This is a genomic window from Pseudomonas sp. AOB-7, from assembly GCF_003696305.1.
Lineage (GTDB): Bacteria > Pseudomonadota > Gammaproteobacteria > Pseudomonadales > Pseudomonadaceae > Aquipseudomonas.
The window spans coordinates 301,105-324,706 of sequence record NZ_RFFK01000006.1; the positions used below are offsets into that span (position 1 = coordinate 301,105).

20 protein-coding genes and 2 tRNA genes are annotated in these 23,602 nt (G+C 64.3%); 21 read left to right on the top strand and 1 reads right to left on the bottom strand.

The features are described 5' to 3' along the window. Positions 1 to 153 precede the first annotated feature (153 nt). From grpE to EA796_RS14390, 8 genes are all read left to right on the top strand, one after another. Positions 154 to 723, top strand: coding sequence for a nucleotide exchange factor GrpE (gene grpE, locus EA796_RS14355; RefSeq protein ID WP_122109081.1), 570 nt, complete (start codon positions 154 to 156; stop codon positions 721 to 723). Between the two features lie 99 nt (positions 724 to 822). Continuing rightward, the gene (gene dnaK, locus EA796_RS14360; protein WP_021444617.1) at positions 823 to 2,739 is read left to right on the top strand and encodes a molecular chaperone DnaK; all 1,917 of its coding nucleotides are present in this window, start codon (positions 823 to 825) and stop codon (positions 2,737 to 2,739) included. Positions 2,740 to 2,873: 134 nt separating this feature from the next. Beyond that, a complete protein-coding gene (dnaJ, locus tag EA796_RS14365) occupies positions 2,874 to 4,001 on the top strand; it encodes a molecular chaperone DnaJ (protein ID WP_031303276.1) in 1,128 nt (375 codons plus the stop codon). 63 nt (positions 4,002 to 4,064) lie between these two features. Further along, positions 4,065 to 4,868 carry a 4-hydroxy-tetrahydrodipicolinate reductase gene (gene dapB / locus EA796_RS14370; protein WP_122109082.1) on the top strand — a complete coding sequence of 268 codons (804 nt, stop codon included), beginning with the start codon at positions 4,065 to 4,067 and terminating at the stop codon, positions 4,866 to 4,868. 299 nt (positions 4,869 to 5,167) lie between these two features. Then, on the top strand, positions 5,168 to 6,316 hold the full coding sequence (gene carA / locus EA796_RS14375) for a glutamine-hydrolyzing carbamoyl-phosphate synthase small subunit (RefSeq protein WP_122109083.1): 1,149 nt from the start codon (positions 5,168 to 5,170) through the stop codon (positions 6,314 to 6,316). 31 nt (positions 6,317 to 6,347) lie between these two features. Continuing rightward, positions 6,348 to 9,569, top strand: coding sequence for a carbamoyl-phosphate synthase large subunit (carB, locus tag EA796_RS14380; RefSeq protein WP_122109084.1), 3,222 nt, complete (start codon positions 6,348 to 6,350; stop codon positions 9,567 to 9,569). After that, entirely contained in the window at positions 9,566 to 10,042 is a 477-nt protein-coding gene (gene greA, locus EA796_RS14385; protein ID WP_021444612.1) for a transcription elongation factor GreA, read from the top strand. Before carB ends, greA begins: the two co-directional genes overlap by 4 nt. Continuing rightward, positions 10,020 to 10,460 (top strand): DUF4149 domain-containing protein, encoded by a 441-nt coding sequence (locus tag EA796_RS14390; RefSeq protein ID WP_122109085.1) that lies wholly within the window; start codon positions 10,020 to 10,022, stop codon positions 10,458 to 10,460. Before greA ends, EA796_RS14390 begins: the two co-directional genes overlap by 23 nt. Before the next feature lie 9 nt (positions 10,461 to 10,469). Here the strand turns inward: EA796_RS14390 and yhbY are convergent, their stop codons facing one another. Continuing rightward, complete coding sequence (gene yhbY, locus EA796_RS14395) at positions 10,470 to 10,781, bottom strand: ribosome assembly RNA-binding protein YhbY (protein ID WP_031303274.1); 312 nt, start codon at positions 10,779 to 10,781, stop codon at positions 10,470 to 10,472. 91 nt (positions 10,782 to 10,872) lie between these two features. Between yhbY and rlmE the strand changes: the two genes are divergently transcribed. The 13 genes from rlmE (at position 10,873) to truB (ending at position 23,360) form a co-directional block, all read left to right on the top strand. Next, a complete protein-coding gene (gene rlmE, locus EA796_RS14400; RefSeq protein ID WP_021444609.1) occupies positions 10,873 to 11,496 on the top strand; it encodes a 23S rRNA (uridine(2552)-2'-O)-methyltransferase RlmE in 624 nt (207 codons plus the stop codon). 173 nt (positions 11,497 to 11,669) lie between these two features. Further along, positions 11,670 to 13,583, top strand: coding sequence for an ATP-dependent zinc metalloprotease FtsH (gene ftsH / locus EA796_RS14405; RefSeq protein ID WP_122109086.1), 1,914 nt, complete (start codon positions 11,670 to 11,672; stop codon positions 13,581 to 13,583). 6 nt (positions 13,584 to 13,589) lie between these two features. Further along, positions 13,590 to 14,441 (top strand): dihydropteroate synthase, encoded by an 852-nt coding sequence (folP, locus tag EA796_RS14410; RefSeq protein ID WP_122109087.1) that lies wholly within the window; start codon positions 13,590 to 13,592, stop codon positions 14,439 to 14,441. Between the two features lie 13 nt (positions 14,442 to 14,454). Next, positions 14,455 to 15,792, top strand: a complete 1,338-nt coding sequence (gene glmM / locus EA796_RS14415; RefSeq protein WP_122109088.1) for a phosphoglucosamine mutase — start codon at positions 14,455 to 14,457, stop codon at positions 15,790 to 15,792. A 65-nt stretch (positions 15,793 to 15,857) separates the two neighbouring features. Further along, positions 15,858 to 16,613, top strand: a complete 756-nt coding sequence (gene tpiA, locus EA796_RS14420; RefSeq protein ID WP_122109089.1) for a triose-phosphate isomerase — start codon at positions 15,858 to 15,860, stop codon at positions 16,611 to 16,613. A gap of 3 nt (positions 16,614 to 16,616) precedes the next feature. Next, complete coding sequence (gene secG / locus EA796_RS14425) at positions 16,617 to 16,994, top strand: preprotein translocase subunit SecG (protein WP_122109090.1); 378 nt, start codon at positions 16,617 to 16,619, stop codon at positions 16,992 to 16,994. 7 nt (positions 16,995 to 17,001) lie between these two features. Continuing rightward, positions 17,002 to 17,087: transfer RNA gene (locus tag EA796_RS14430), tRNA-Leu, on the top strand. A 95-nt stretch (positions 17,088 to 17,182) separates the two neighbouring features. Next, positions 17,183 to 17,259 (top strand) — tRNA-Met (locus EA796_RS14435). Positions 17,260 to 17,388: 129 nt separating this feature from the next. Then, positions 17,389 to 17,847: a ribosome maturation factor RimP gene (rimP, locus tag EA796_RS14440; protein WP_122109091.1), complete on the top strand. Its 459-nt coding sequence runs from the start codon at positions 17,389 to 17,391 to the stop codon at positions 17,845 to 17,847. Positions 17,848 to 17,941: 94 nt separating this feature from the next. Beyond that, complete coding sequence (gene nusA / locus EA796_RS14445; RefSeq protein ID WP_031303271.1) at positions 17,942 to 19,423, top strand: transcription termination factor NusA; 1,482 nt, start codon at positions 17,942 to 17,944, stop codon at positions 19,421 to 19,423. Positions 19,424 to 19,450: 27 nt separating this feature from the next. Next, the gene (gene infB / locus EA796_RS14450; protein ID WP_021444601.1) at positions 19,451 to 21,937 is read left to right on the top strand and encodes a translation initiation factor IF-2; all 2,487 of its coding nucleotides are present in this window, start codon (positions 19,451 to 19,453) and stop codon (positions 21,935 to 21,937) included. Positions 21,938 to 22,047: 110 nt separating this feature from the next. Next, the gene (rbfA, locus tag EA796_RS14455) at positions 22,048 to 22,437 is read left to right on the top strand and encodes a 30S ribosome-binding factor RbfA (protein WP_021444600.1); all 390 of its coding nucleotides are present in this window, start codon (positions 22,048 to 22,050) and stop codon (positions 22,435 to 22,437) included. A gap of 2 nt (positions 22,438 to 22,439) precedes the next feature. Then, positions 22,440 to 23,360 carry a tRNA pseudouridine(55) synthase TruB gene (gene truB, locus EA796_RS14460; RefSeq protein ID WP_122109092.1) on the top strand — a complete coding sequence of 307 codons (921 nt, stop codon included), beginning with the start codon at positions 22,440 to 22,442 and terminating at the stop codon, positions 23,358 to 23,360. The last annotated feature ends 242 nt before the right edge of the window (positions 23,361 to 23,602 follow it).

Consider the following 23,602-nt stretch of genomic DNA (forward strand, 5'->3'; position numbering starts at 1 on the left):
ACGCTCCCGAAGTGAAGTCTGGTTATTTATACAGTGTTTTTTCTTTTCCTGACAATCCTCCCTATCGCCCCTTGAAAGCTGGGGATTTGGCTCCATATAGGCGGGCAGGTGCGCGAGTCGAGTTCGCGCCGGTTTATTCGAGAGGAGAGAGGCATGGCTGACGAACAGACCCTGGATACGCAGAACCCCGAGGCGCAGGCGGCTGAGGCCGCGGCGGCGGGCGACGACCTGGCTGCTCGCGTGCAAACGCTGGAAGAGCAACTGGCCGCTGCGCAGGATCAGTCGCTGCGCATGGCTGCCGACCTGCAGAACGTGCGCCGCCGCGCCGAGCAGGACGTGGAGAAGGCGCACAAGTTCGCCCTGGAAAAATTCGCCAACGACCTGCTGCCGGTGGTCGACAGCCTGGAGCGCGGCCTGGAACTGTCCAGCCCGGACGACGAGGCAATCAAGGCGGTGCGCGAAGGCATGCAGCTGACCCTCAAGCTGTTCCACGACACCCTGGCGCGCTACCAGCTGGAAGCCATCGATCCGCACGGCGCGCCGTTCAACCCGGAACACCACCAGGCCATGGCCATGGAGGAGAGCATCCACGCCGAGCCCAACTCGGTGCTCAAGGTGTTCCAGAAGGGCTATCTGCTCAACGGTCGCCTGCTGCGTCCGGCCATGGTCGTGGTCAGCAAGGCGCCGCTGACGCCGCAGCCGTCCATCGATGAGCAGGCTTGAAATCCGCCGCGCCGTCCCCATTTCTAAGTCAAGCGTTTTAGTGCTACCGCCGCCGGCGAAACCAGGCGACGGAAAAATCAAAGTTTCGGGAGAACATTCATGGGCAAAATCATCGGTATCGACCTGGGGACCACCAACTCCTGCGTCTCCATTCTAGAAAACGGCAACGTCAAGGTGATCGAGAACGCCGAAGGCGCGCGCACCACGCCGTCGATCATCGCTTACGCCAACGATGGCGAAATCCTCGTCGGCCAGTCGGCCAAGCGCCAGGCAGTGACCAACCCGCACAACACCCTGTACGCGGTGAAGCGTCTGATCGGCCGCCGCTTCGACGAAGAAGTGGTGCAGAAAGACATCCAGATGGTGCCGTACAAGATCGTCAAGGCCGACAACAACGACGCCTGGGTCGAGGTCAACGGCCAGAAGATGGCACCGCCGCAGATCAGCGCCGAAGTGCTGAAGAAGATGAAGAAGACCGCCGAGGACTACCTGGGCGAGCCGGTCACCGAGGCCGTCATCACCGTTCCGGCCTACTTCAACGACAGCCAGCGCCAGGCCACCAAGGACGCCGGCCGCATCGCCGGTCTCGACGTCAAGCGCATCATCAACGAGCCGACCGCAGCGGCGCTGGCCTATGGCATGGACAAGGCCAAGGGCGACCACACCGTGATCGTCTATGACCTGGGCGGCGGTACCTTCGACGTGTCGGTGATCGAGATCGCCGAAGTCGATGGCGAGCACCAGTTCGAGGTGCTGGCTACCAACGGCGACACCTTCCTCGGTGGCGAGGACTTCGACATCCGCCTGATCGACTACCTGGTCGACGAGTTCAAGAAAGAAACCGGCATGAACCTCAAGGGCGACCCGCTGGCCATGCAGCGCCTGAAGGAAGCTGCGGAGAAGGCCAAGATCGAGCTCTCCTCCAGTCAGTCGACCGACGTCAACCTGCCGTACATCACCGCCGATGCCACAGGGCCCAAGCACCTCAACGTGAAGATCTCCCGCGCCAAGCTGGAGTCGCTGGTCGAGGACCTGGTGCAGCGCACCATCGAGCCGTGCCGCATCGCGCTGAAGGACGCCGGTATCGACGTGGCCAAGATCGACGACGTGATCCTGGTCGGCGGTCAGACCCGCATGCCGTTGGTGCAGAAGACCGTCGCCGAATTCTTCGGCAAGGAAGCGCGCAAGGACGTCAACCCGGACGAAGCCGTGGCCATGGGCGCCGCCATTCAGGGCGCGGTACTGGCCGGCGACGTCAAGGACGTGCTGCTGCTCGACGTCAGCCCGCTGACCCTGGGTATCGAGACCATGGGCGGGGTGATGACCGCGCTGATCGAGAAGAACACCACCATCCCGACCAAGAAGTCGCAGGTGTTCTCCACCGCCGACGACAACCAGAGCGCCGTGACCATCCACGTGCTGCAGGGCGAGCGCAAGCAGGCCGCGCAGAACAAGTCGCTGGGCAAGTTCGATCTGGCCGAGATTCCGCCGGCGCCGCGCGGCGTGCCGCAGATCGAAGTGACCTTCGACATCGACGCCAACGGCATCCTCCATGTGTCCGCCAAGGACAAGGCCACCGGCAAGCAGCAGTCCATCGTGATCAAGGCCAACTCCGGCCTGTCCGAGGACGAGATCGAGCAGATGATCCGCGACGCCGAGGCCAACGCCGAGGAAGACCGCAAGTTCGAGGAGCTGGCCACCGCGCGCAACCAGGGCGATCAGCTGGTGCACGCCACCCGCAAGATGCTCACCGAGGCCGGCGACAAGGCTGACGCCTCCGAGAAAGCGGCCATCGAGAAAGCCATCGGCGATCTGGAAGTCGCGCTCAAGGGCGACGACAAGGCCGCCATCGAAGCCAAGATGAACGCCCTGTCCGAGGCCACCACGCCGCTGGCACAGAAGATGTACGCCGAGCAGCCGCAGGCCGGCGCCGCCCAGCCGGGTGACGGCGATGCCAAAGGCGCCGCCGACGACGTGGTCGACGCCGAGTTCGAAGAGGTCAAGGAGAACAAGTAAGGGCTGCGGTTCGCACGCGAACCGCCCCTGCTTTCGCTCCACCGTCGCCTGGCGACGGGCAGGATTCGCCGCGCGGGAGCCCTCTCCCGCGTCGGCGTATCTGGAGCTCACGAATCTGAGAGTGCAGCACGACTATGGCAAAACGAGACTATTACGAAGTCCTGGGTGTGGAGCGCGGCGCCAGCGAGGCCGAGCTGAAGAAGGCCTACCGGCGCCTGGCGATGAAGTATCACCCGGACCGCAACCCGGACGACAAGGGCGCCGAGGAAAAATTCAAGGAGGCCAACGAGGCCTACGAAGTGCTCTCCGACGCCGGCAAGCGTTCGGCCTATGACCAGTACGGTCATGCCGGCGTCGACCCGCAGATGGGCGGCGGCGGTGGCGCCGGTTTCGGCGGCGCCAACTTCTCCGACATCTTCGGCGACGTGTTCAGCGACTTCTTCGGCGGCGCCCGCGGCGGTTCGCGCGGTGGCGCCCAGCGCGGCTCGGATCTGCGCTACACCCTGGAGCTGGACCTGGAAGAGGCGGTGCGCGGCACCACCGTGACCATCCGCGTGCCGACCCTGGTCGGCTGCAAGACCTGCGATGGTTCGGGCGCGAAGAAGGGCACCAGTCCGGTGACCTGTACCACCTGCGGCGGTATCGGCCAGGTGCGCATGCAGCAGGGCTTTTTCTCTGTGCAGCAGACCTGCCCGCGCTGCCATGGCAGCGGCAAGATGATCACCGACCCCTGCGGCAGCTGTCACGGCCAGGGCCGGGTGGAAGAGAGCAAGACCCTGTCGGTCAAGGTGCCGCCGGGCGTCGACACCGGCGACCGCATCCGCCTGTCCGGCGAGGGCGAGGCGGGTTCCCATGGCGGGCCGGCCGGCGACCTCTACGTGGTGGTCAACGTGCGCGAGCACGCGATCTTCCAGCGCGACGGCAAGCACCTGTACTGCGAGGTGCCGATCAGCTTCGCCGACGCGGCGCTGGGCGGCGAGCTGGAAGTGCCGACCCTCGATGGCCGGGTCAAGCTGAAGATCCCCGAAGGTACCCAGACCGGTAAGCTGTTCCGTCTGCGCGGCAAGGGCGTGGCGCCGGTACGCGGCGGTGCGGCGGGCGACCTGATGTGCCGGGTGGCGGTGGAAACCCCGGTCAATCTGAACAAGCGCCAGCGCGAGCTGCTCGACGAGTTCCGCAAGTCGCTGCAGGGCGACGACTCCCACTCGCCCAAGGCCAGTGGCTGGTTCGAAGGCGTCAAGCGCTTCTTCGGCGACGTATAAAACCCTGGCCTCAGGCTGCAGGCATGGCTTGCAGCTTGAGGCTTGCAGCTTGGAGCTGATGCTATGCAACGTATCGCAGTGATGGGCGCCGCCGGGCGCATGGGCAAGACCCTGATCGAAGCCGTGCGCCAGGCCGAGGGCGCGCAGCTGACCGCCGCCATCGACCGTCCGGACAGCAGCCTGATCGGCGCCGATGCCGGCGAACTGGTCGGCCTGGGCAAGATCGGCGTGGCGCTGGTCGGCGATCTCGCCGCCGCGACCGCCGAGTTCGACGTGTTGATCGACTTCACCCACCCCTCGGTGACCCTGAAGAACCTGGAAATCTGCCGCGCCGCCGGCAAGGCCATGGTGATCGGCACCACCGGCTTCACCGCGGAAGAGAAGCAGCTGCTGAGCGAGGCGGCCAAACAGATTCCCATCGTCTTCGCCGCCAACTTCAGCGTCGGCGTCAACCTCTGCCTGAAGCTGCTGGACACCGCCGCTCGCGTGCTGGGCGACGATGTCGATATCGAGATCATCGAGGCCCACCACCGGCACAAGGTCGACGCGCCGTCCGGCACCGCGCTGCGCATGGGTGAAGTGGTGGCCGATGCCCTCGGCCGCGACCTGCAGAAGGTCGCGGTGTACGGTCGCGAAGGCCAGACCGGTGCCCGGGCGCGCGAAACCATCGGCTTCGCCACCGTGCGTGCCGGCGACGTGGTCGGCGACCACACCGTGCTGTTCGCCGCCGACGGCGAACGGGTGGAGATCACCCACAAGGCCTCCAGTCGCATGACCTTCGCCAAGGGCGCGGTGCGTTCGGCGCTGTGGCTGCAAGGCCGTGCGCCGGCCCTGTACGACATGCAGGACGTGCTGGGGCTGAAATAGGGCGTGTCGGGCGCAGCCGGCGGGCTCAGCGCAAAGGCTGCCGAGCCCTGGCTCGGATGAAATCCGGGGATGCAGCGACGCAAGTCCCCCCGGATGGCGTCCGGCTACAGGCTCGATACGACGCACGGGTCATATCGGGTGGACCGAAAAAGGGTTTTCCTGTAAGCTTCCCGCTTTAGTGTGTCCACTAAAAGTTACGCAGAAATGGCTCTGATAAAAAAGCGGGATGACCTTCACACGTCATCCCGCTTTTTTACAATCTGCGTTTGCTTCAAGCCTTGATCGAGACGGAGGTCTTCTTGACTAAGCCAGCCCCTAAACCCGCCATTCTGGCCCTCGCTGACGGCAGCATCTTTCGCGGCGAATCCATCGGGGCCGATGGCCAGACCATCGGAGAGGTGGTGTTCAACACCGCCATGACCGGCTATCAGGAAATCCTCACCGATCCTTCCTATGCCCAGCAGATCGTCACCCTGACCTACCCGCATATCGGCAATACCGGCACCACGCCGGAGGATGCCGAGTCCAACCGCGTCTGGGCCGCCGGCCTGATCATCCGCGATCTGCCGCTGATCTCCAGCAACTGGCGCGACAAGCAGCCGCTGGACGAATACCTCAAGGAAAACGGCACCGTCGCCATCGCCGGCATCGACACCCGCCGCCTGACCCGCATCCTGCGCGAGAAGGGCTCGCAGAACGGCTGCATCCTGGCGGGCGAAGGCGCCACCGAAGAAAAGGCGCTGGAGCTGGCGCGAAGCTTCCCGGGCCTCAAGGGCATGGACCTGGCCAAGGTGGTCAGTTGCGAGCAGCCCTACGAGTGGCGCTCCAGCGTGTGGAACCTGGACAGCGACAGCCACCCGGAAATCGCCGCGGCCGAACTGCCTTACCACGTGGTTGCCTACGACTACGGTGTCAAGCTGAACATCCTGCGCATGCTGGTCGCCCGCGGCTGCCGCCTGACCGTGGTGCCGGCGCAGACGCCGGCCAAGGACGTGCTGGCGCTGAACCCGGACGGCGTGTTCCTCTCCAACGGCCCCGGCGACCCCGAGCCCTGCGACTACGCCATCGCCGCGATCAAGGAAATCCTCGAGACCGAGATCCCGGTGTTCGGCATCTGCCTCGGCCACCAGCTGCTGGCCCTGGCCTCCGGCGCCAAGACCCTGAAGATGGGCCACGGCCACCACGGCGCCAACCATCCGGTGCAGGATCTGGATTCCGGCGTGGTGATGATCACCAGCCAGAACCACGGTTTCGCCGTGGACGAGAACAGCCTGCCGAGCAACCTGCGGCCGATCCACAAGTCGCTGTTCGACGGCACCCTGCAGGGCATCGAGCGTACCGACAAGGTGGCGTTCAGCTTCCAGGGCCACCCGGAAGCCAGCCCCGGCCCGCACGACGTGGCCCCGCTGTTCGACCGCTTCATCTCCGCCATGGCGGCCCGTCGCTGATCGCTGAGTCCAGGAATTCGAGAGTTACCCCATGCCAAAACGTACAGATATCAAAAGCATCCTGATCCTCGGCGCCGGCCCCATCGTCATCGGCCAGGCGTGCGAGTTCGACTACTCCGGCGCCCAGGCGTGCAAGGCGCTGAAGGAAGAAGGTTTCCGCGTCATCCTGGTGAACTCCAACCCGGCCACCATCATGACCGACCCGTCGATGGCCGACGCCACCTACATCGAGCCGATCAAGTGGGCCACCGTGGCCAAGATCATCGAGAAGGAGCGCCCGGACGCCCTGCTGCCGACCATGGGCGGCCAGACCGCGCTGAACTGCGCCCTGGACCTGGAGCGCCACGGCGTGCTGGAGAAGTTCGGCGTCGAGATGATCGGCGCCAACGCCGACACCATCGACAAGGCCGAAGACCGCTCGCGCTTCGACAAGGCGATGAAATCCATCGGCCTGGCCTGCCCGCGCTCCGGTATCGCCCACAGCATGGAAGAAGCCTACGGCGTGCTGGAGATGGTGGGCTTTCCCTGCATCATCCGCCCGAGCTTCACCATGGGCGGCACCGGCGGCGGCATCGCCTACAACCGTGAGGAATTCGAGGAAATCTGCGCCCGTGGTCTGGATCTGTCGCCGACCAACGAGCTGCTGATCGACGAATCGCTGATCGGCTGGAAGGAATACGAGATGGAGGTGGTCCGCGACAAGAAGGACAACTGCATCATCGTCTGCTCCATCGAGAACTTCGACCCGATGGGCGTGCACACCGGCGACTCCATCACCGTCGCGCCGGCGCAGACCCTGACCGACAAGGAATACCAGATCATGCGCAACGCCTCGCTGGCGGTGCTGCGCGAGATCGGCGTGGAAACCGGCGGCTCCAACGTGCAGTTCGGCATCTGCCCGAATACCGGGCGCATGGTGGTGATCGAGATGAACCCGCGCGTGTCGCGCTCCTCGGCGCTGGCCTCCAAGGCCACGGGTTTCCCGATCGCCAAGATCGCCGCCAAGCTGGCCGTCGGTTACACCCTCGACGAGCTCTCCAACGACATCACCGGCGGGCGCACCCCGGCATCCTTCGAGCCGGCCATCGACTACGTCGTGACCAAGATTCCGCGTTTCGCCTTCGAGAAGTTCCCCAAGGCCGACGCCCGCCTGACCACCCAGATGAAGTCCGTGGGTGAAGTCATGGCCATCGGCCGTACCTTCCAGGAGTCGGTGCAGAAAGCCCTGCGCGGCCTGGAAGTGGGCGTTGCCGGCTTCGATCCGAAGCTCGACCTCCATGACCCGGAAGCCGAAAGCACCCTGCGTCGCGAGCTGACCGTGCCTAGCGCCGACCGCATCTGGTACGTGGCCGATGCCTTCCGCGCCGGCAAGAGCGTCGCCGAAGTGTTCGAGCTGACCCGCATCGACGAGTGGTTCCTGGTGCAGATCGAGGATCTGGTCAGGGAAGAGGAGAAGGTCAAGACCCTCGGGCTGTCCGCCATCGACTACGAGCTGATGTTCAAGCTCAAGCGCAAGGGCTTCTCCGATGCGCGTCTGGCCAAGCTGCTGGGCGTTTCCGAGAAGAGCCTGCGTGCTCACCGCCACAAGCTGAAAGTGCTGCCAGTGTACAAGCGCGTGGACACCTGCGCCGCCGAGTTCGCTACCGACACCGCCTACATGTACTCGACCTACGAGGAAGAGTGCGAGGCCGCGCCGTCGACCCGCGACAAGATCATGATCCTCGGCGGCGGCCCCAACCGTATCGGCCAGGGCATCGAGTTCGACTACTGCTGCGTGCACGCGGCGCTGGCCATGCGTGAAGACGGTTACGAGACCATCATGGTCAACTGCAACCCGGAAACCGTCTCCACCGACTACGACACCTCCGACCGCCTGTACTTCGAGCCGGTGACCCTGGAGGACGTGCTGGAAATCGTCCGCGTCGAGCAGCCCAAGGGCGTGATCGTGCAGTACGGCGGCCAGACCCCGCTGAAGATCTGCCGCGCCCTGGAAGAGGCCGGCGTGCCGATCATCGGTACCAGCCCCGAGGCCATCGACCGCGCCGAAGACCGCGAGCGCTTCCAGCAGATGGTCCAGCGCCTCGGCCTGCGCCAGCCGGCCAACGCCACCGCGCGCAGCGAAGACGAGGCCCTGGCCCTGTCCAAGGGCATCGGTTACCCGATGGTGGTGCGTCCGTCGTACGTGCTGGGCGGCCGGGCCATGGAAATCGTCTACCAGGAAGAAGAGCTCAAGCGCTATATGCGCGAGGCCGTCAAAGTCTCCAACGACAGCCCGGTGCTGCTGGATCGCTTCCTCAACTGCGCCATCGAGGTGGACGTGGATGCGGTGTGCGACGGCGAGACCGTGGTGATCGGCGCCATCATGCAGCACATCGAACAGGCCGGCGTGCACTCCGGTGACTCCGCCTGCTCGCTGCCGCCGTACTCGCTGCCGGCGCACATCCAGGACGAGATCCGCGAGCAGGTCAAGAAGATGGCCCTGGAGCTCGGCGTGGTCGGCCTGATGAACGTGCAGATGGCCGTGCAGGGCGAGGACATCTACGTTATCGAGGTCAACCCGCGCGCTTCGCGTACCGTGCCGTTCGTCTCCAAGTGCGTCGGTGAGTCCCTGGCCAAGGTGGCCGCTCGGGTCATGGCCGGCAAGAGCCTGGCCGAGGTCGGCTACACCAAGGAAATCATCCCGCCGTTCTTCAGCGTCAAGGAAGCGGTGTTCCCCTTCGCCAAGTTCCCGGGCGTCGACCCCATCCTCGGCCCGGAAATGAAGTCCACCGGTGAAGTCATGGGCGTCGGCGACAGCTTCGGCGAGGCCTTCGCCAAGGCCCAGCTGGGCGCCAGCGAGATCCTGCCGAACTCCGGCTGCGCCTTTATCAGCGTGCGCGAAGACGACAAGCCGGAAGCCGTGCAGGTCGCCCGCGACCTGGTGGCGCTGGGCTTCGAGGTGGTCGCCACCGCCGGCACCGCCAAGGTGATCGAGGCCGCCGGGCTGCCGGTGCGTCGGGTCAACAAGGTGACCGAAGGTCGTCCGCACGTGGTCGACATGATCAAGAACGACGAAGTCACCCTGATCATCAACACCACCGAGGGGCGTCAGTCCATCGCTGACTCCTACTCGATCCGTCGTAACGCTCTGCAGCACAAGATCTACTGCACCACCACCATCGCGGCGGGGCAGGCGGTCTGCGAGGCGCTCAAGTTCGGTCCCGAGAAGACCGTGCGCCGGCTGCAGGATCTGCATGCAGGAATCAAGGCATGAATAAATACCCCATGACCGTCCAGGGCGCCCGCGCCCTGGAAGAGGAACTGGCGCACCTGACCAAGGTGCTGCGCCCGCAGCTCAGCCAGGCCATCGGCGAGGCGCGCGAGCTGGGCGACCTCAAGGAAAACGCCGAATACCATGCCGCGCGCGAGCAGCAGGGCATGGTCGAGGCGCGTATCCGTGACATCGAAGGCCGCCTGCAGAATGCGGTGATCATCGACGTCACCAGCATCGCCCACACCGGCAAGGTGATCTTCGGCACCACGGTGGAAATCGCCAACGTCGAGACCGACGAAAGCGTGACCTACCAGATCGTCGGCGAGGACGAGGCCGACATCAAGCAGGGCAAGATCTCCGTCGGCTCGCCCATCGCCCGCGCCCTGGTGGGCAAGGAAGAGGGCGACGTGGTGACCGTACAGACGCCCAGCGGCCTGATCGAGTACGAGATTGTCGAAGTCCGCCACCTATAAGCTGAGCCAGCCGTCGCGGGCCGGCGCCGTCAGCTGGCAGCTGGCCCAGACGCTCTGGGTCGGTGGCCTGTGGTTGCTGCAGTTCGTCATCCTGCCGGCCATCGGCCAGCTCGGCCTGGCGCCGCTGCTGGTCGAGGAGATCGCCACGCGGCTGGTGCCGCTGCTGGTGGGGATGACTGCCGTTTGCGTCGGCGTGCAGCTGGTGGCGCTGCTGCGCGGCGAGGGGCTGGTGAGCCTCTGGCGCGACTTGCGCGGCCAGCTGCTGCTGACCGTGGCGGTCATGGCGCTGAGTTATGGCGTGGTGCTGCGCTACTGGCCGGAGGCCGGGCAGTGGCTACGCTTCAGCTACCTGGTGATGGCATTCTGCGGGCTGCTGCTGGTGCTGCAGCCCGTGCCGGGGCAAGCGCGCGGGGCTTGATGCCGCGGCTCAGCCCTGGTGGCGAATCACGTTGGACAGGTTGCGGTTCGGCTTGGGGTTCTTGCGATAGAGCAGGGCCATCTTGCCGATCACCTGTACCAGTTCGGCCCGACCGCTCTGGCACAGCGCCTCGATGGCGGCCAGGCGGTCTTCGCGCTCGGCGACGCGCAGCTGCACCTTGATCAGTTCGTGATCGTTCAGGGCGCGCTCCAATTCGGCCAGCACGCCTTCGGTCAAACCGTTGTCGGCCACGATCAATACAGGTTTCAGGTGGTGGCCGATAGATTTGAACTGTTTCTTCTGCTCTTGAGTGAGCGGCATAATCTGACCCCTAAGTTCGGTCTGGAAAAACGGCGCCTATCTTACCCGAGCCGGCGCGGTTATTCATGACCCGTTAAATCCGAGGTTTTGCGTGGCCCGTTCCAAGACCAGCCAGCGTTGGCTGAAAGAACATTTCGATGATCCCTACGTGAAGATGGCGCAGAAGGACGGCTATCGTTCGCGCGCCAGCTACAAGCTGCTGGAGATCCAGGACAAGGACCGCATCCTGCGCCCGGGAATGACCGTGGTCGACCTGGGCGCCGCACCGGGCGGCTGGTCGCAGGTGACCAGTCGGGTGATCGGCGACAAAGGTCGGCTGATCGCCTCCGATATCCTGGAGATGGACGCCATTCCCGACGTTGCCTTCATCCAGGGCGACTTCACCGACGATGCGGTGTTCGCGCGGATTCTCGAAGCCATCGGGGAAAACCCGGTGGACCTTGTGATTTCCGACATGGCCCCCAATATGAGTGGGGTGAGAACCGCCGATCAGGCGCGCGCCATGTACCTGTGCGAGCTGGCGCTGGATCTGGCTGGACGCGTGCTGCGTCCGGGCGGCGATTTTCTGATCAAGATTTTCCAGGGCGAAGGTTTCGACGCCTACCACAAGCAAGTGCGCGAGACGTTCGACAAGGTGCAGATGCGCAAGCCGCTGTCGTCGCGCGATCGCTCCCGCGAGCAGTACCTGCTGGCCCGCGGATTTCGCGGGGTCTAGGGTGAAACCGGCGCGCCCGGAGCGGGTCTCAATGTTAGAGACCTAATAAAGGGTTACAGACGGTGCCTGCCAGATGCGGGCGTTTGGTGTAAGTTAGGTCGGTATATCACTGGTCGTCATGGGAAGCCTGCTTCGCCACGAGGCCTGCTTCAGAGGGTAGCTAATTGAACGACATGGCAAAGAACTTGATCCTGTGGCTGATCATCGCGGCCGTATTGGTCACCGTGATGAACAACTTCTCCAGCCCGAGCGAGCCACAGACCCTGAGCTACTCGCAGTTCATCGAGCAGGTCAAGGAGGGGCGCGTCGAGCGCGTCACCGTCGACGGTTTCGTGATCACCGGCAAGCGTACCGACGGCGAAGGCTTCAAGACCATTCGTCCGGCGATCCAGGACGGCGGCCTGATCGGCGACCTGATCGACAACAACGTGGTCATCGAGGGCAAGCAGCCCGAGCAGCAGAGCATCTGGACCCAGTTGCTGGTGGCCAGCTTCCCGATTCTGGTGATCATCGCCGTGTTCATGTTCTTCATGCGCCAGATGCAGGGGGGCGCTGGCGGCAAGGGCGGGCCGATGAGTTTCGGCAAGTCCAAGGCGCGCCTGCTCTCCGAAGACCAGGTCAAGACCACCTTCGCCGACGTCGCCGGTTGCGACGAGGCCAAGGAAGAGGTCAGCGAGCTGGTGGAATTCCTCCGCGACCCGGGCAAGTTCCAGCGCCTGGGCGGACGTATCCCGCGTGGCGTGCTGATGGTCGGCTCGCCAGGTACCGGTAAGACGCTGCTGGCCAAGGCCGTGGCCGGCGAAGCAAAAGTGCCGTTCTTCACCATCTCCGGCTCCGATTTCGTCGAGATGTTCGTCGGCGTCGGCGCCAGCCGCGTGCGCGACATGTTCGATCAGGCCAAGAAGCACGCGCCGTGCATCATCTTCATCGACGAAATCGACGCCGTCGGTCGCCATCGCGGCGCCGGCATGGGCGGCGGGCACGACGAGCGCGAGCAGACCCTCAACCAGCTGCTGGTGGAGATGGACGGCTTCGAAATGAATGACGGCATCATCGTCATCGCCGCCACCAACCGTCCCGACGTGCTCGACCCGGCACTGCTGCGCCCCGGTCGTTTCGACCGCCAGGTGGTGGTCGGCCTGCCGGACATCCGCGGCCGCGAGCAGATTCTGAAGGTGCATATGCGCAAGGTGCCGATGAGCGACGACGTGCAGCCGGCGGTGATCGCCCGCGGCACCCCGGGTTTCTCCGGCGCCGACCTGGCCAACCTGGTCAACGAGGCCTCGCTGTTCGCCGCCCGCGCCGGCAAGCGCGTGGTGGAAATGAAGGAGTTCGAGCTGGCCAAGGACAAAATCATGATGGGCGCCGAGCGCAAGACCATGGTCATGTCCGACAAGGAGAAGCTCAACACCGCGTTCCACGAGGCCGGTCACGCCATCGTCGGGCGTCTGGTGCCCGAGCACGACCCGGTCTACAAGGTGTCGATCATTCCGCGCGGTCGCGCCCTGGGTGTGACCATGTTCCTGCCGGAAGAGGATCGCTACAGCCTGTCCAAGCGCGCGCTGATCAGCCAGATCTGCTCGCTGTTCGGCGGCCGTATCGCCGAGGAAATGACCCTGGGCTTCGACGGTGTTACCACCGGCGCCTCCAACGACATCATGCGCGCCACCCAGCTGGCCAAGAACATGGTGACCAAGTGGGGCCTGTCCGAGAAACTCGGTCCGCTGATGTATGCCGAGGAAGAGGGCGAGGTGTTCCTCGGTCGCAGCATGGGCAGCCAGCACAGCAATGTGTCCGGCGAAACCGCCAAGTTGATCGACGAGGAGGTGCGGCGCATCATCGACGAGTGCTACGCCACCGCCAAGAAGCTGCTGGTGGAGAACCGCGACAAGCTCGACGCCATGGCCGAGGCGCTGATGAAGTACGAAACCATCGACGCCGATCAGATCGACGACATCATGAATGGCCGCGAGCCGCGTGAGCCGCGCGGTTGGGATGGCGGCGGCGACTCCGGTGCGCCGCAGGCCAAGGTCGACGAGGTCTCTCGTCCCGAGAAGCCCATCGGCGGGCCGGCGGCAGAGCACTGATCGCCTATGTCCCTCGCGCAATACCCAAGCCGGCTGCCCTGTGGCAGCCGGCTTCTTGATTTGTCCCGTCCGCAGGTGATGGGCATCCTCAATGTCACCCCCGATTCCTTCTCCGATGGCGGCCGCTTCACTGCGCGCGACGCCGCGCTGCGCCATGCCGCGGCCATGGTCGCGGCAGGGGCGACGCTGATCGACGTCGGCGGTGAGTCGACGCGCCCCGGCGCGCGCGTGGTTTCGCCGACCGAGGAGCTGGAGCGCGTGGCGCCGGTGGTCGAGGCCATCGCCCGTGAGCTGGACGTGATCATCTCGGTCGACACCTCGACCCCGGCGGTGATGCGCGAAACGGCGCGACTCGGTGCCGGGTTGATCAACGACGTGCGCTCGCTGCAGCGCGATGGCGCGCTGGATGCCGCCGCCGACAGCGGCCTGCCGGTATGCCTGATGCATATGCGCGGCGAGCCCGGCAATATGCAGGACGACCCGCAGTACCCGGATATCCTGGTCGAGGTGCGCGACTTTCTCGAAGAACGCATGGCAGCCTGCGCGACGGCCGGTATTCCCGCCGAGCGGATCGTGCTCGATCCGGGCTTTGGTTTCGCCAAGACCCTGGAGCACAATCTGGCCCTGTTCAAGCGTATGGGCGAGCTCTCCGTCCTCGGCCGCCCGCTGCTGGTTGGCGTGTCGCGCAAGAGCATGATCGGCAAGGTGCTCGGTCACGAGGTGGGCGAGCGCCTGTATGGCAGCCTGGCGCTGGCGGCCCTGGCGCTGACCAAGGGCGCCCATATTTTGCGTGTGCACGACGTCGCCGAAACGGTGGACGTGGTGCGGATGATCGCCGCGGTGGAAGCGGCGCACTAACAAGGAAAGCGGTATGGCTAGAAAATACTTCGGCACCGACGGCATTCGTGGCCGCGTCGGTCAATTCCCCATCACTCCGGATTTCATGCTCAAGCTCGGCTGGGCGGCGGGCATGGCCTTCCGCAAGCAGGGCAAGTGCCGCATCCTGATCGGCAAGGACACGCGAATTTCCGGCTACATGTTCGAATCCGCCCTGGAGGCCGGTCTGGCCGCTGCCGGTGCCGACGTGCAGTTGCTCGGGCCGATGCCGACGCCGGCCATCGCCTACCTGACGCGTACCTTCCAGGCCGATGCCGGCATCGTCATCAGCGCCTCGCACAATCCGCACGACGACAACGGCATCAAGTTCTTCTCCCGCGAGGGCACCAAGCTGCCTGACGATGTGGAGCTGATGATCGAGGAGCTGCTCGATCAGCCGATGACCGTGGTGGAGTCTGCCGGAATCGGCAAGGCCTCGCGGATCAACGATGCCTCGGGGCGCTACATCGAGTTCTGCAAGGGTAGCGTGCCCAGCGGCACCAGCTTCAAGGGGTTGAAGATCGTCGTCGACTGCGCCCACGGCGCCGCCTACAAGGTCGCCCCCAGCGTGTTCCGCGAACTGGGCGCCGAGGTGCGGGTGATGGCGGCGCAGCCTGACGGGCTGAACATCAACGACGCTTGCGGCTCGACCCATATCGCCGCCCTGCAGGCCGAAGTGGTCGCGCAGCAGGCCGATCTGGGCATCGCCTTCGACGGCGACGCGGACCGGGTGCTGATGGTCGATCAGCACGGCGCAGTGGTCGACGGCGACGAGCTGTTGTTCATCATCGCCCGCGATCTGCAGGAGCGCGGTCGTCTGCGCGGCGGTGTGGTCGGCACGCTGATGAGCAACCTGGGCCTGGAGCTGGCTCTGGCCGAACTGAACATCCCCTTCGTGCGGGCCAAGGTCGGCGATCGCTACGTGATCGCCGAGCTGCTGGCGCGCAACTGGCAGCTGGGGGGGGAGAATTCCGGGCACCTGGTGTGCTTCCAGCACACCACCACCGGCGACGCGATCGTCGCCGCGCTGCAGGTGCTGATGGCGCTCAAGCGTCGCGAGCAGACTCTGGCCGAGGCGCGCGGCGGGCTGAAGAAGTGCCCGCAGGTGCTGGTCAATGTGCGTCTGGGCGGCGATGTCGATCCGCTCGCGCACCCGTCGGTGCAGGAAGCCTGCAACCGGGTGACCGAGCGCATGGCCGGTCGTGGTCGGGTGCTGCTGCGCAAGTCGGGAACCGAGCCGTTGGTGCGGGTGATGGTCGAGGGCGACGAGGAAAGCTTGGTGCGCGGCTATGCCGATGAATTGGCTAAGATTGTTGCCGAAGTCTGTGCTTGATTGAGCTTGCTACCGAGGGTGCTCTTGGGTAACATCTGCGCCCTCTTTGATCGACGAGGTAAAACATGCGTCGCCCCTTGGTCGCCGGTAACTGGAAAATGCACGGTACCCGCGCCAGCGTCGCAGAGCTGATCGAAGAGCTTCGCCAGCTGGACTTTCCGGCTGAGGTCGAAGTCGCGGTATTCCCTGGCAGCTTGCATATAGCCCAGGTCGTGGCCGGTCTGGCCGCTGGCGCTGTGAAAGTGGGTGCGCAGAATTGTGCGGCACAGGCGGAGCAGGGCGCCTTGACCGGTGAGCTGGCGACGAGTCAGTTGGTCGATGCGGGATGCGAGCTGGTGTTGGTTGGCCACTCCGAGCGGCGCCTGATCCTGGGCGAGAGCGACGAAGCGGTGATTCGCAAGTTCGCCGCGGCGCAGGTCGCGGGGCTGGTGCCGGTGCTTTGTCTCGGCGAGACGCGCGAGCAGCGCGAGGCCGGTGCGACGCTGGATGTGGTGGGTGCTCAGTTGGCTGCCGTGATCGACGCTCTGGGTGTCGAGTCGCTTGCAAAGGCGGTGGTGGCTTACGAGCCGGTTTGGGCCATAGGTACCGGGCTGACCGCTACGCCCGAGCAGGCCCAGCAAGTGCATGCGGCGATCCGCGCCCAGGTTGCGCAGGCGGATGCCGAGGTGGCGAGCGGTCTGAGAATTCTTTATGGCGGCAGTGTGAAGGCCGCCAGTGCAGCCGAGTTGTTCGGCATGCAGGATATCGATGGGGGGCTTGTGGGTGGAGCCTCTCTGAATGCGGATGAATTCGGTGCGATCTGTCGCGCTGCAGGAAACTGAAGAATGCTGGAAACAGTCATTGTGGTTCTGCACCTGCTGGGTGCGATCGGTGTAGTGGTGCTGGTGCTATTGCAGCAGGGCAAGGGTGCCGATGCTGGTGCATCGTTCGGTTCGGGGGCTTCGGCAACCGTATTCGGAAGCCAAGGTTCCTCTACCTTTCTGAGTAAGTTTACTGCTATACTCGCCACCGGTTTTTTCATTACTAGCTTGGGCTTAGCGTTCTTTGCTAAAGAAAAAGCTGATGCGATGACCCAGGTTGGTCTGCCAGATCCAGCGGTTCTGGAAGTTCAACAAAAGCCGGCAGCAGAAGATGTGCCGGTGCTCGAAGAGCAAGCGCCCGCCACCGATTCGTCGGATGTGCCGGAGGCTCCCGAGCAGTAACAGTTTTGCCGAGGTGGTGGAATTGGTAGACACGCTACCTTGAGGTGGTAGTGGCCATAGGCTGTAGGGGTTCGAGTCCCCTCCTCGGTACCATACTCAAGAAAGCCCGCAGTTCGCGGGCTTTCTTGTTGCTGGAGTCTCGGTTGACCCTCGAGGGGGGCAGCCGTATAATTCCGGCCCAGCTTTGACGCGGGGTGGAGCAGTCTGGTAGCTCGTCGGGCTCATAACCCGAAGGTCGTTGGTTCAAATCCAGCCCCCGCAACCAGTTTCAGCAGGCCCCTTTTCAGGGGCTTTTTGTTAGCTGAAAGACAGTGTCCGCCGGCATTTCAGGCGGTTCGAAGGGATGGGCGTTTCGCCCATTTTTTATTTGCACAGCATGCGCGAGGGCCGTTAAGTGTCGAGCAAGCTAGAACAGTTGCAGGCCTTGTTGGCCCCGGTAATCGAAGCACTCGGTTACCAGTGTTGGGGCATCGAGTTCCTGTCGCAGGGGCGTCATTCGCTGCTGCGTGTCTATATCGACAAGGAAGGCGGCATCCTGATCGACGATTGCGAGATCGTCAGCCGTCAGCTCAGCGGTGTGCTGGACGTCGAGGATCCCATTACCTCGGAGTACACCCTGGAAGTGTCTTCGCCCGGCATGGACCGGCCGTTGTTCACCCTGGAGCAGTTCGCCGCTCACGCTGGCGAGCAAGTGAAGATCAAGCTGCGTTCGCCTTTCGACGGGCGGCGCAACTTTCAAGGCCTCCTCCGCGGTGTGGAGGAACAGGACGTGGTAGTGCAGGTGGATGACCACGAGTACCTGTTGCCGGTCGACCTGATCGACAAGGCCAACATTATCCCCCGGTTTGATTGAGACGCGGATCCCGCGAGAGCTCTGCGGCTAGCGCGAATGGCGCAAGTAGCGCGGATGGTGCAGATCCAATGGATTGCGAAAGGCGAGGCGTACGATGAGCAAAGAAGTACTGCTAGTTGTTGAGTCGGTATCCAACGAAAAGGGTGTGCCGGCTAGCGTAATTTTCGAGGCGCTGGAGTTGGCTCTGGCGACCGCAACCAAGAAACGTTTTGAAGACGAAGTCGATCTGCGTGTGACGATCAACCGGCAGAACGGCAGCTACGAGACCTTCCGGCGCTGGACCGTGGTCGACGAGTCCGAATTCGAAGACCCGGCCTACCAGCTGACTGAAGACATGCCGCAGGCCATGGAAGCCGGCGCCAAGATCGGCGACGTGCTGGAGGAGAAGGTCGAGTCCATCGAGTTCGGCCGCATCGCCGCGCAGACCGCCAAGCAGGTCATCGTGCAGAAGGTGCGCGAGGCCGAGCGTGCGCAGGTGGTCGACGCCTACCGCGAGCGCCTGGGCGAGATCATCTCCGGCACCGTGAAGAAGGTCACCCGCGACAACGTCATCGTCGACCTGGGCAACAATGCCGAGGCGCTGCTGGCCCGCGAAGACATCATCCCGCGCGAGACCTTCCGCGTCGGCGTGCGTCTGCGCGCCCTGCTCAAGGAAATCCGCACCGAGAACCGCGGTCCGCAACTGATCCTGTCGCGTACCGCGCCGGAAATGCTGATCGAGCTGTTCCGCATCGAAGTACCGGAAATCGCCGAAGGGCTGATCGACGTCAAGGCCGCTTCCCGTGACCCGGGTTCGCGCGCCAAGATCGCCGTGCGCTCCAAGGACAAGCGCATCGACCCGCAGGGTGCCTGCATCGGCATGCGCGGTTCGCGCGTGCAGGCGGTTTCCGGCGAGCTGGGCGGCGAGCGCGTGGACATCGTGCTGTGGGACGACAACCCGGCGCAGTTCGTGATCAACGCCATGTCGCCGGCCGAAGTGGCGGCGATCATCGTCGATGAAGATGCCCATGCCATGGACATCGCCGTCGCCGAGGACAACCTGGCTCAGGCCATCGGCCGCGGCGGCCAGAACGTGCGCCTGGCCAGCCAGCTGACCGGCTGGACGCTGAACGTGATGACCGAGGCGGACATCCAGGCCAAGCAGCAGGCGGAAACCGGCGACATCATGCAGTCCTTCATCGACGAGCTGGAAGTCGACGAAGAGCTGGCCCAAGTCTTGGTCGAAGAGGGTTTCACCAGTCTCGAAGAGATTGCCTACGTACCCATGGAAGAAATGCTCAGCATCGATGGCTTTGACGAGGACATCGTCAATGAGCTGCGTGCACGGGCCAAGGATCGTCTGCTGACCAAGGCGATCGCCAACGAGGAGAAGTTGGCCGATGCCCATCCGGCGGATGATCTGCTGGAACTGGAAGGCATGGACAAGGCGCTGGCTCTGGAGCTGGCGCTGCGCGGCGTGATTACCCGTGAAGACCTGGCCGAGCAGTCGATCGACGACCTGCTCGACATCGACGGCATCGACGAAGAACGTGCCGGCAAGCTGATCATGGCCGCTCGAGCCCACTGGTTCGAATAAGCGGTTGCGGCCTGAGGAGAAAGATGCATGACGCAAGTCACGGTGAAAGAACTGGCCCAAGTGGTCGACACACCGGTGGAGCGCCTGCTGCAGCAGATGCGTGAAGCCGGGCTGTCCCACGACAGCGCCGAACAAGTAGTGACCGATAGCGAGAAGCAGGCCCTGTTGGCCCATCTCAAGAGCAGTCACGGCGACAAGGTCGAAGAGCCGCGCAAGATCACCTTGCAGCGCAAGACCACCAGCACCCTGCGGGTGGCTGGCAGCAAGACCATCAGTGTCGAAGTGCGCAAGAAGAAGACCTTCGTCAAGCGCAGCCCGGAAGAGCTGGAAGCCGAGAAGCAGCGCGAGCTGGAAGCCCAGCGCGCCGAAGCCGAGGCCGAGCGCCTGAAGGCCGAGGAAGCAGCCAAGCGCAAGGCCGAGGAAGAGGCCAAGCGCCAGACGGCTGCCGCTCCGGCGGCGGTTGATGGCGTTGCCGCGGTTGCCGCGCCGATCAGCGAGCCGGTAGTGGCTGCTCCCGTGGTCGAGGCCGAGCGCAAGAAGGATGAGGTGCGCCGTCCCGAGAAGACGCGCAGCGACGACGACGAGCGCCGCGATCGCAAGCACACCCAGCATCGTCCGACCGTCAAGGAGAAGGCGCCGGCTCCGCGCGTCGCTCCGCGCAGCGTCGACGAAGAGAGCGACGGCTTCCGTCGCGGTGGCCGTGGCAAGGCCAAGATGAAGAAGCGCAACCAGCATGGCTTCCAGAGCCCGACAGGTCCTATTGTGCGCGACGTATCGATTGGCGAGACCATTACCGTTTCCGACCTGGCCCAGCAGATGGCCATCAAAGGCGCGGAAATCGTCAAGTTCATGTTCAAGATGGGCACTCCGGTGACCATCAACCAGGTGCTGGATCAGGAAACCGCCCAGTTGATCGCCGAGGAATTCGGCCACAAGGTCAAGCTGGTCAGCGACAACGCCCTGGAAGAGCAGCTGGCCGAGTCGCTGAAGTTCGAGGGCGAGGCCTTCCAGCGCGCGCCGGTGGTGACCGTCATGGGTCACGTCGACCACGGCAAGACCTCCCTGCTCGACTATATCCGTCGTGCCAAGGTGGCCTCCGGTGAGGCGGGTGGCATCACCCAGCACATCGGCGCCTACCACGTGGAAACCGACCGCGGCATGGTGACCTTCCTCGACACCCCTGGCCACGCTGCGTTTACCCAGATGCGTGCCCGCGGTGCCAAGGCCACCGACATCGTCATCCTGGTGGTGGCGGCGGACGACGGCGTGATGCCGCAGACCCAGGAAGCGGTGCAGCACGCGAAAGCGGCTGGCGTGCCGATCGTGGTCGCGGTGAACAAGATCGACAAGCCCGATGCCAACCCGGACAACATCAAGAACGGCCTGGCCGCTCTCGACGTCATCCCGGAAGAGTGGGGCGGCGACGCGCCGTTCGTACATGTTTCGGCCAAGATGGGTACCGGTATCGACGAACTGCTCGAAGCCGTATTGCTGCAGGCTGAAGTGCTCGAGCTGAAAGCCACGCCGTCGGCCCCGGGCCGTGGTGTGGTGGTCGAATCGCGCCTGGACAAGGGCCGCGGCCCGGTGGCCACCGTGCTGGTTCAGGACGGTACCCTGCGTCAGGGCGACATGGTTCTGGTCGGCGTCAACTACGGCCGTGTGCGTGCCATGCTCGACGAGAACGGCAAGTCGATCAAGGAAGCCGGTCCGTCGATTCCGGTCGAGATTCTCGGCCTGGACGGCACGCCGGATGCCGGTGACGAGATGATGGTGGTGGCCGACGAGAAGAAGGCCCGCGAAGTTGCGCTGTTCCGTCAGGGCAAGTTCCGCGAGGTCAAGCTGGCTCGTGCGCATGCCGGCAAGCTGGAAAACATCTTCGAGAACATGGGCCAGGAAGAGAAGAAGACCCTCAACATCGTGCTCAAGGCCGATGTGCGTGGCTCTCTGGAAGCCCTGCAAGGCTCGCTCAGCACCCTGGGCAACGACGAAGTGCAGGTGCGCGTGGTCGGTGGCGGCGTCGGTGGTATCACCGAGTCCGATGCCAACCTGGCGCTGGCCTCCAACGCCGTGCTGTTCGGCTTCAACGTCCGTGCCGATGCCGGTGCGCGCAAGATCGTCGAGGCCGAAGGCCTGGACATGCGCTACTACAACGTCATTTACGACATCATCGAGGACGTCAAGAAGGCGCTCACCGGTATGCTCGGCAGCGACGTGCGGGAGAACATCCTGGGCATCGCCGAGGTGCGTGACGTGTTCCGTTCGCCGAAGTTCGGCGCCGTGGCCGGCTGTATGGTCATCGAGGGTACCGTGTACCGCAACCGTCCGATCCGCGTACTGCGTGAGGACGTGGTGATCTTCGAAGGCGAACTGGAGTCCCTGCGCCGCTTCAAGGACGACATGTCCGAAGTGCGGGCCGGCATGGAATGCGGTATCGGCGTGAAGAGCTACAACGACGTCAAGGTCGGCGACAAGATCGAAGTGTTCGAGAAGGTCCAGGTGGCGCGCAGCCTGTAAGCAACCCGGCGCGATAACGCAACGCCCGGCCCCGCTCAAGCGCGGCCGGGCGTTTGCCGCTTTTGAGCCCGACGCCGAACAGGCGGCGGGCGAAGGAAAGGTAAGTAGAAATGGCCAAAGACTACAGCCGTACCCAGCGTATCGGCGATCAGATGCAGCGCGAGCTGGCCCTGATGATCCAGCGCGAGATCAAGGACCCGCGCCTGGGCCTGGTGACCATCACCGCAGTGGACGTCAGCCGCGACCTGTCCCATGCCAAGGTGTTCATCACCGTGATGGGCAAGGACGACGATGCCGAGCAGATCAAGCTAAACCTGGAGATCCTCGGCGAGGCAGCCGGTTATCTGCGCATGCTGTTGGGCAAGTCGATGAAGGTGCGCACCATCCCGCAGCTGCACTTCCAGTACGACGCCAGCATCCGCCGCGGCGCCGAGCTGTCGGCGCTGATCGAGCGTGCGGTGGCGGAAGATCGCAAGCACCAGGACGGCAGCGAGGGTTAAGCGTGGCGCAGGTCAAACGTATACGGCGCAAGGTCGACGGCATCATCCTGCTGGACAAGCCGCGCGGCTTCACCTCCAATGCCGCGCTGCAGAAGGTGCGCTGGCTGCTCAACGCGGAGAAGGCCGGCCACACCGGCAGCCTCGATCCGCTGGCCACCGGCGTGCTGCCGCTGTGCTTCGGCGAGGCGACCAAGTTCTCCCAGTACCTGCTCGATGCCGACAAGGGCTACGAGACCCTGGCCCAGCTCGGTGTCACCACCACCACCGGCGATGCCGAGGGCGAGGTGCTGGAGCGGCGTCCGGTGACCGTTGGTCGTGCCGAGATCGAGGCGCTGTTGCCGCGTTTTCGCGGCGAAATCAAGCAGATACCGCCGATGTACTCGGCCCTGAAGAAGGACGGCCAGCCACTTTACAAGCTGGCCCGTGCCGGCGAGGTAGTGGAGCGCGAGGCGCGTTCTGTTACTATTGCGCGCCTGGATTTGCTGGCCTGCGAGGGCGAGCAGGCCCGCCTGGCGGTGGATTGCAGCAAGGGCACCTATATTCGGACCCTGGTCGAGGATCTCGGCCAACTGCTCGGTTGCGGCGCGCACGTCGCCGAGCTGCGCCGGACCAAGGCCGGGCCGTTCGACCTGAGCCGTACCGTGACCCTGGAAGAGCTGGAAGCGGCGCATGCCGAAGGTGGCAACGAAGCGCTCGATCGCTTCCTGCAGCCGGTCGAGAGCGGCTTGCAGGACTGGCCGCTGCTGCAGTTCTCCGAACACAGCGCGTTCTACTGGTTGCAAGGGCAGCCGGTACGCGCGCCGGAAGCACCGAAGTTCGGCATGGTGCGGGTGCAGGATCACACCGGTCGCTTCATCGGCATCGGCGAAGTGAGCGACGATGGGCGTATCGCCCCGCGTCGATTGATTTACACCGGTGCCTAGCACCGGGTGCAGACACGGGTCTTAGGGCCCGGATTGAATTGATACCGGCGCATGGCGTCGGCAGGTGTTGTCGGTGGTTGCCGGTAACGCCGAATGGTTCGGCCCCGAGGGCTGAAGCCTGAAGCTGGCGATACCAGCGGCAGGACTGCGAGGGTGGCTGTTAGTAGGCACGGTCATACCTCTTTTTAAAACACGGGAAGCGATTCCCGGCCTATTGAGACTGCTTCGGCAGTTTCCAGATG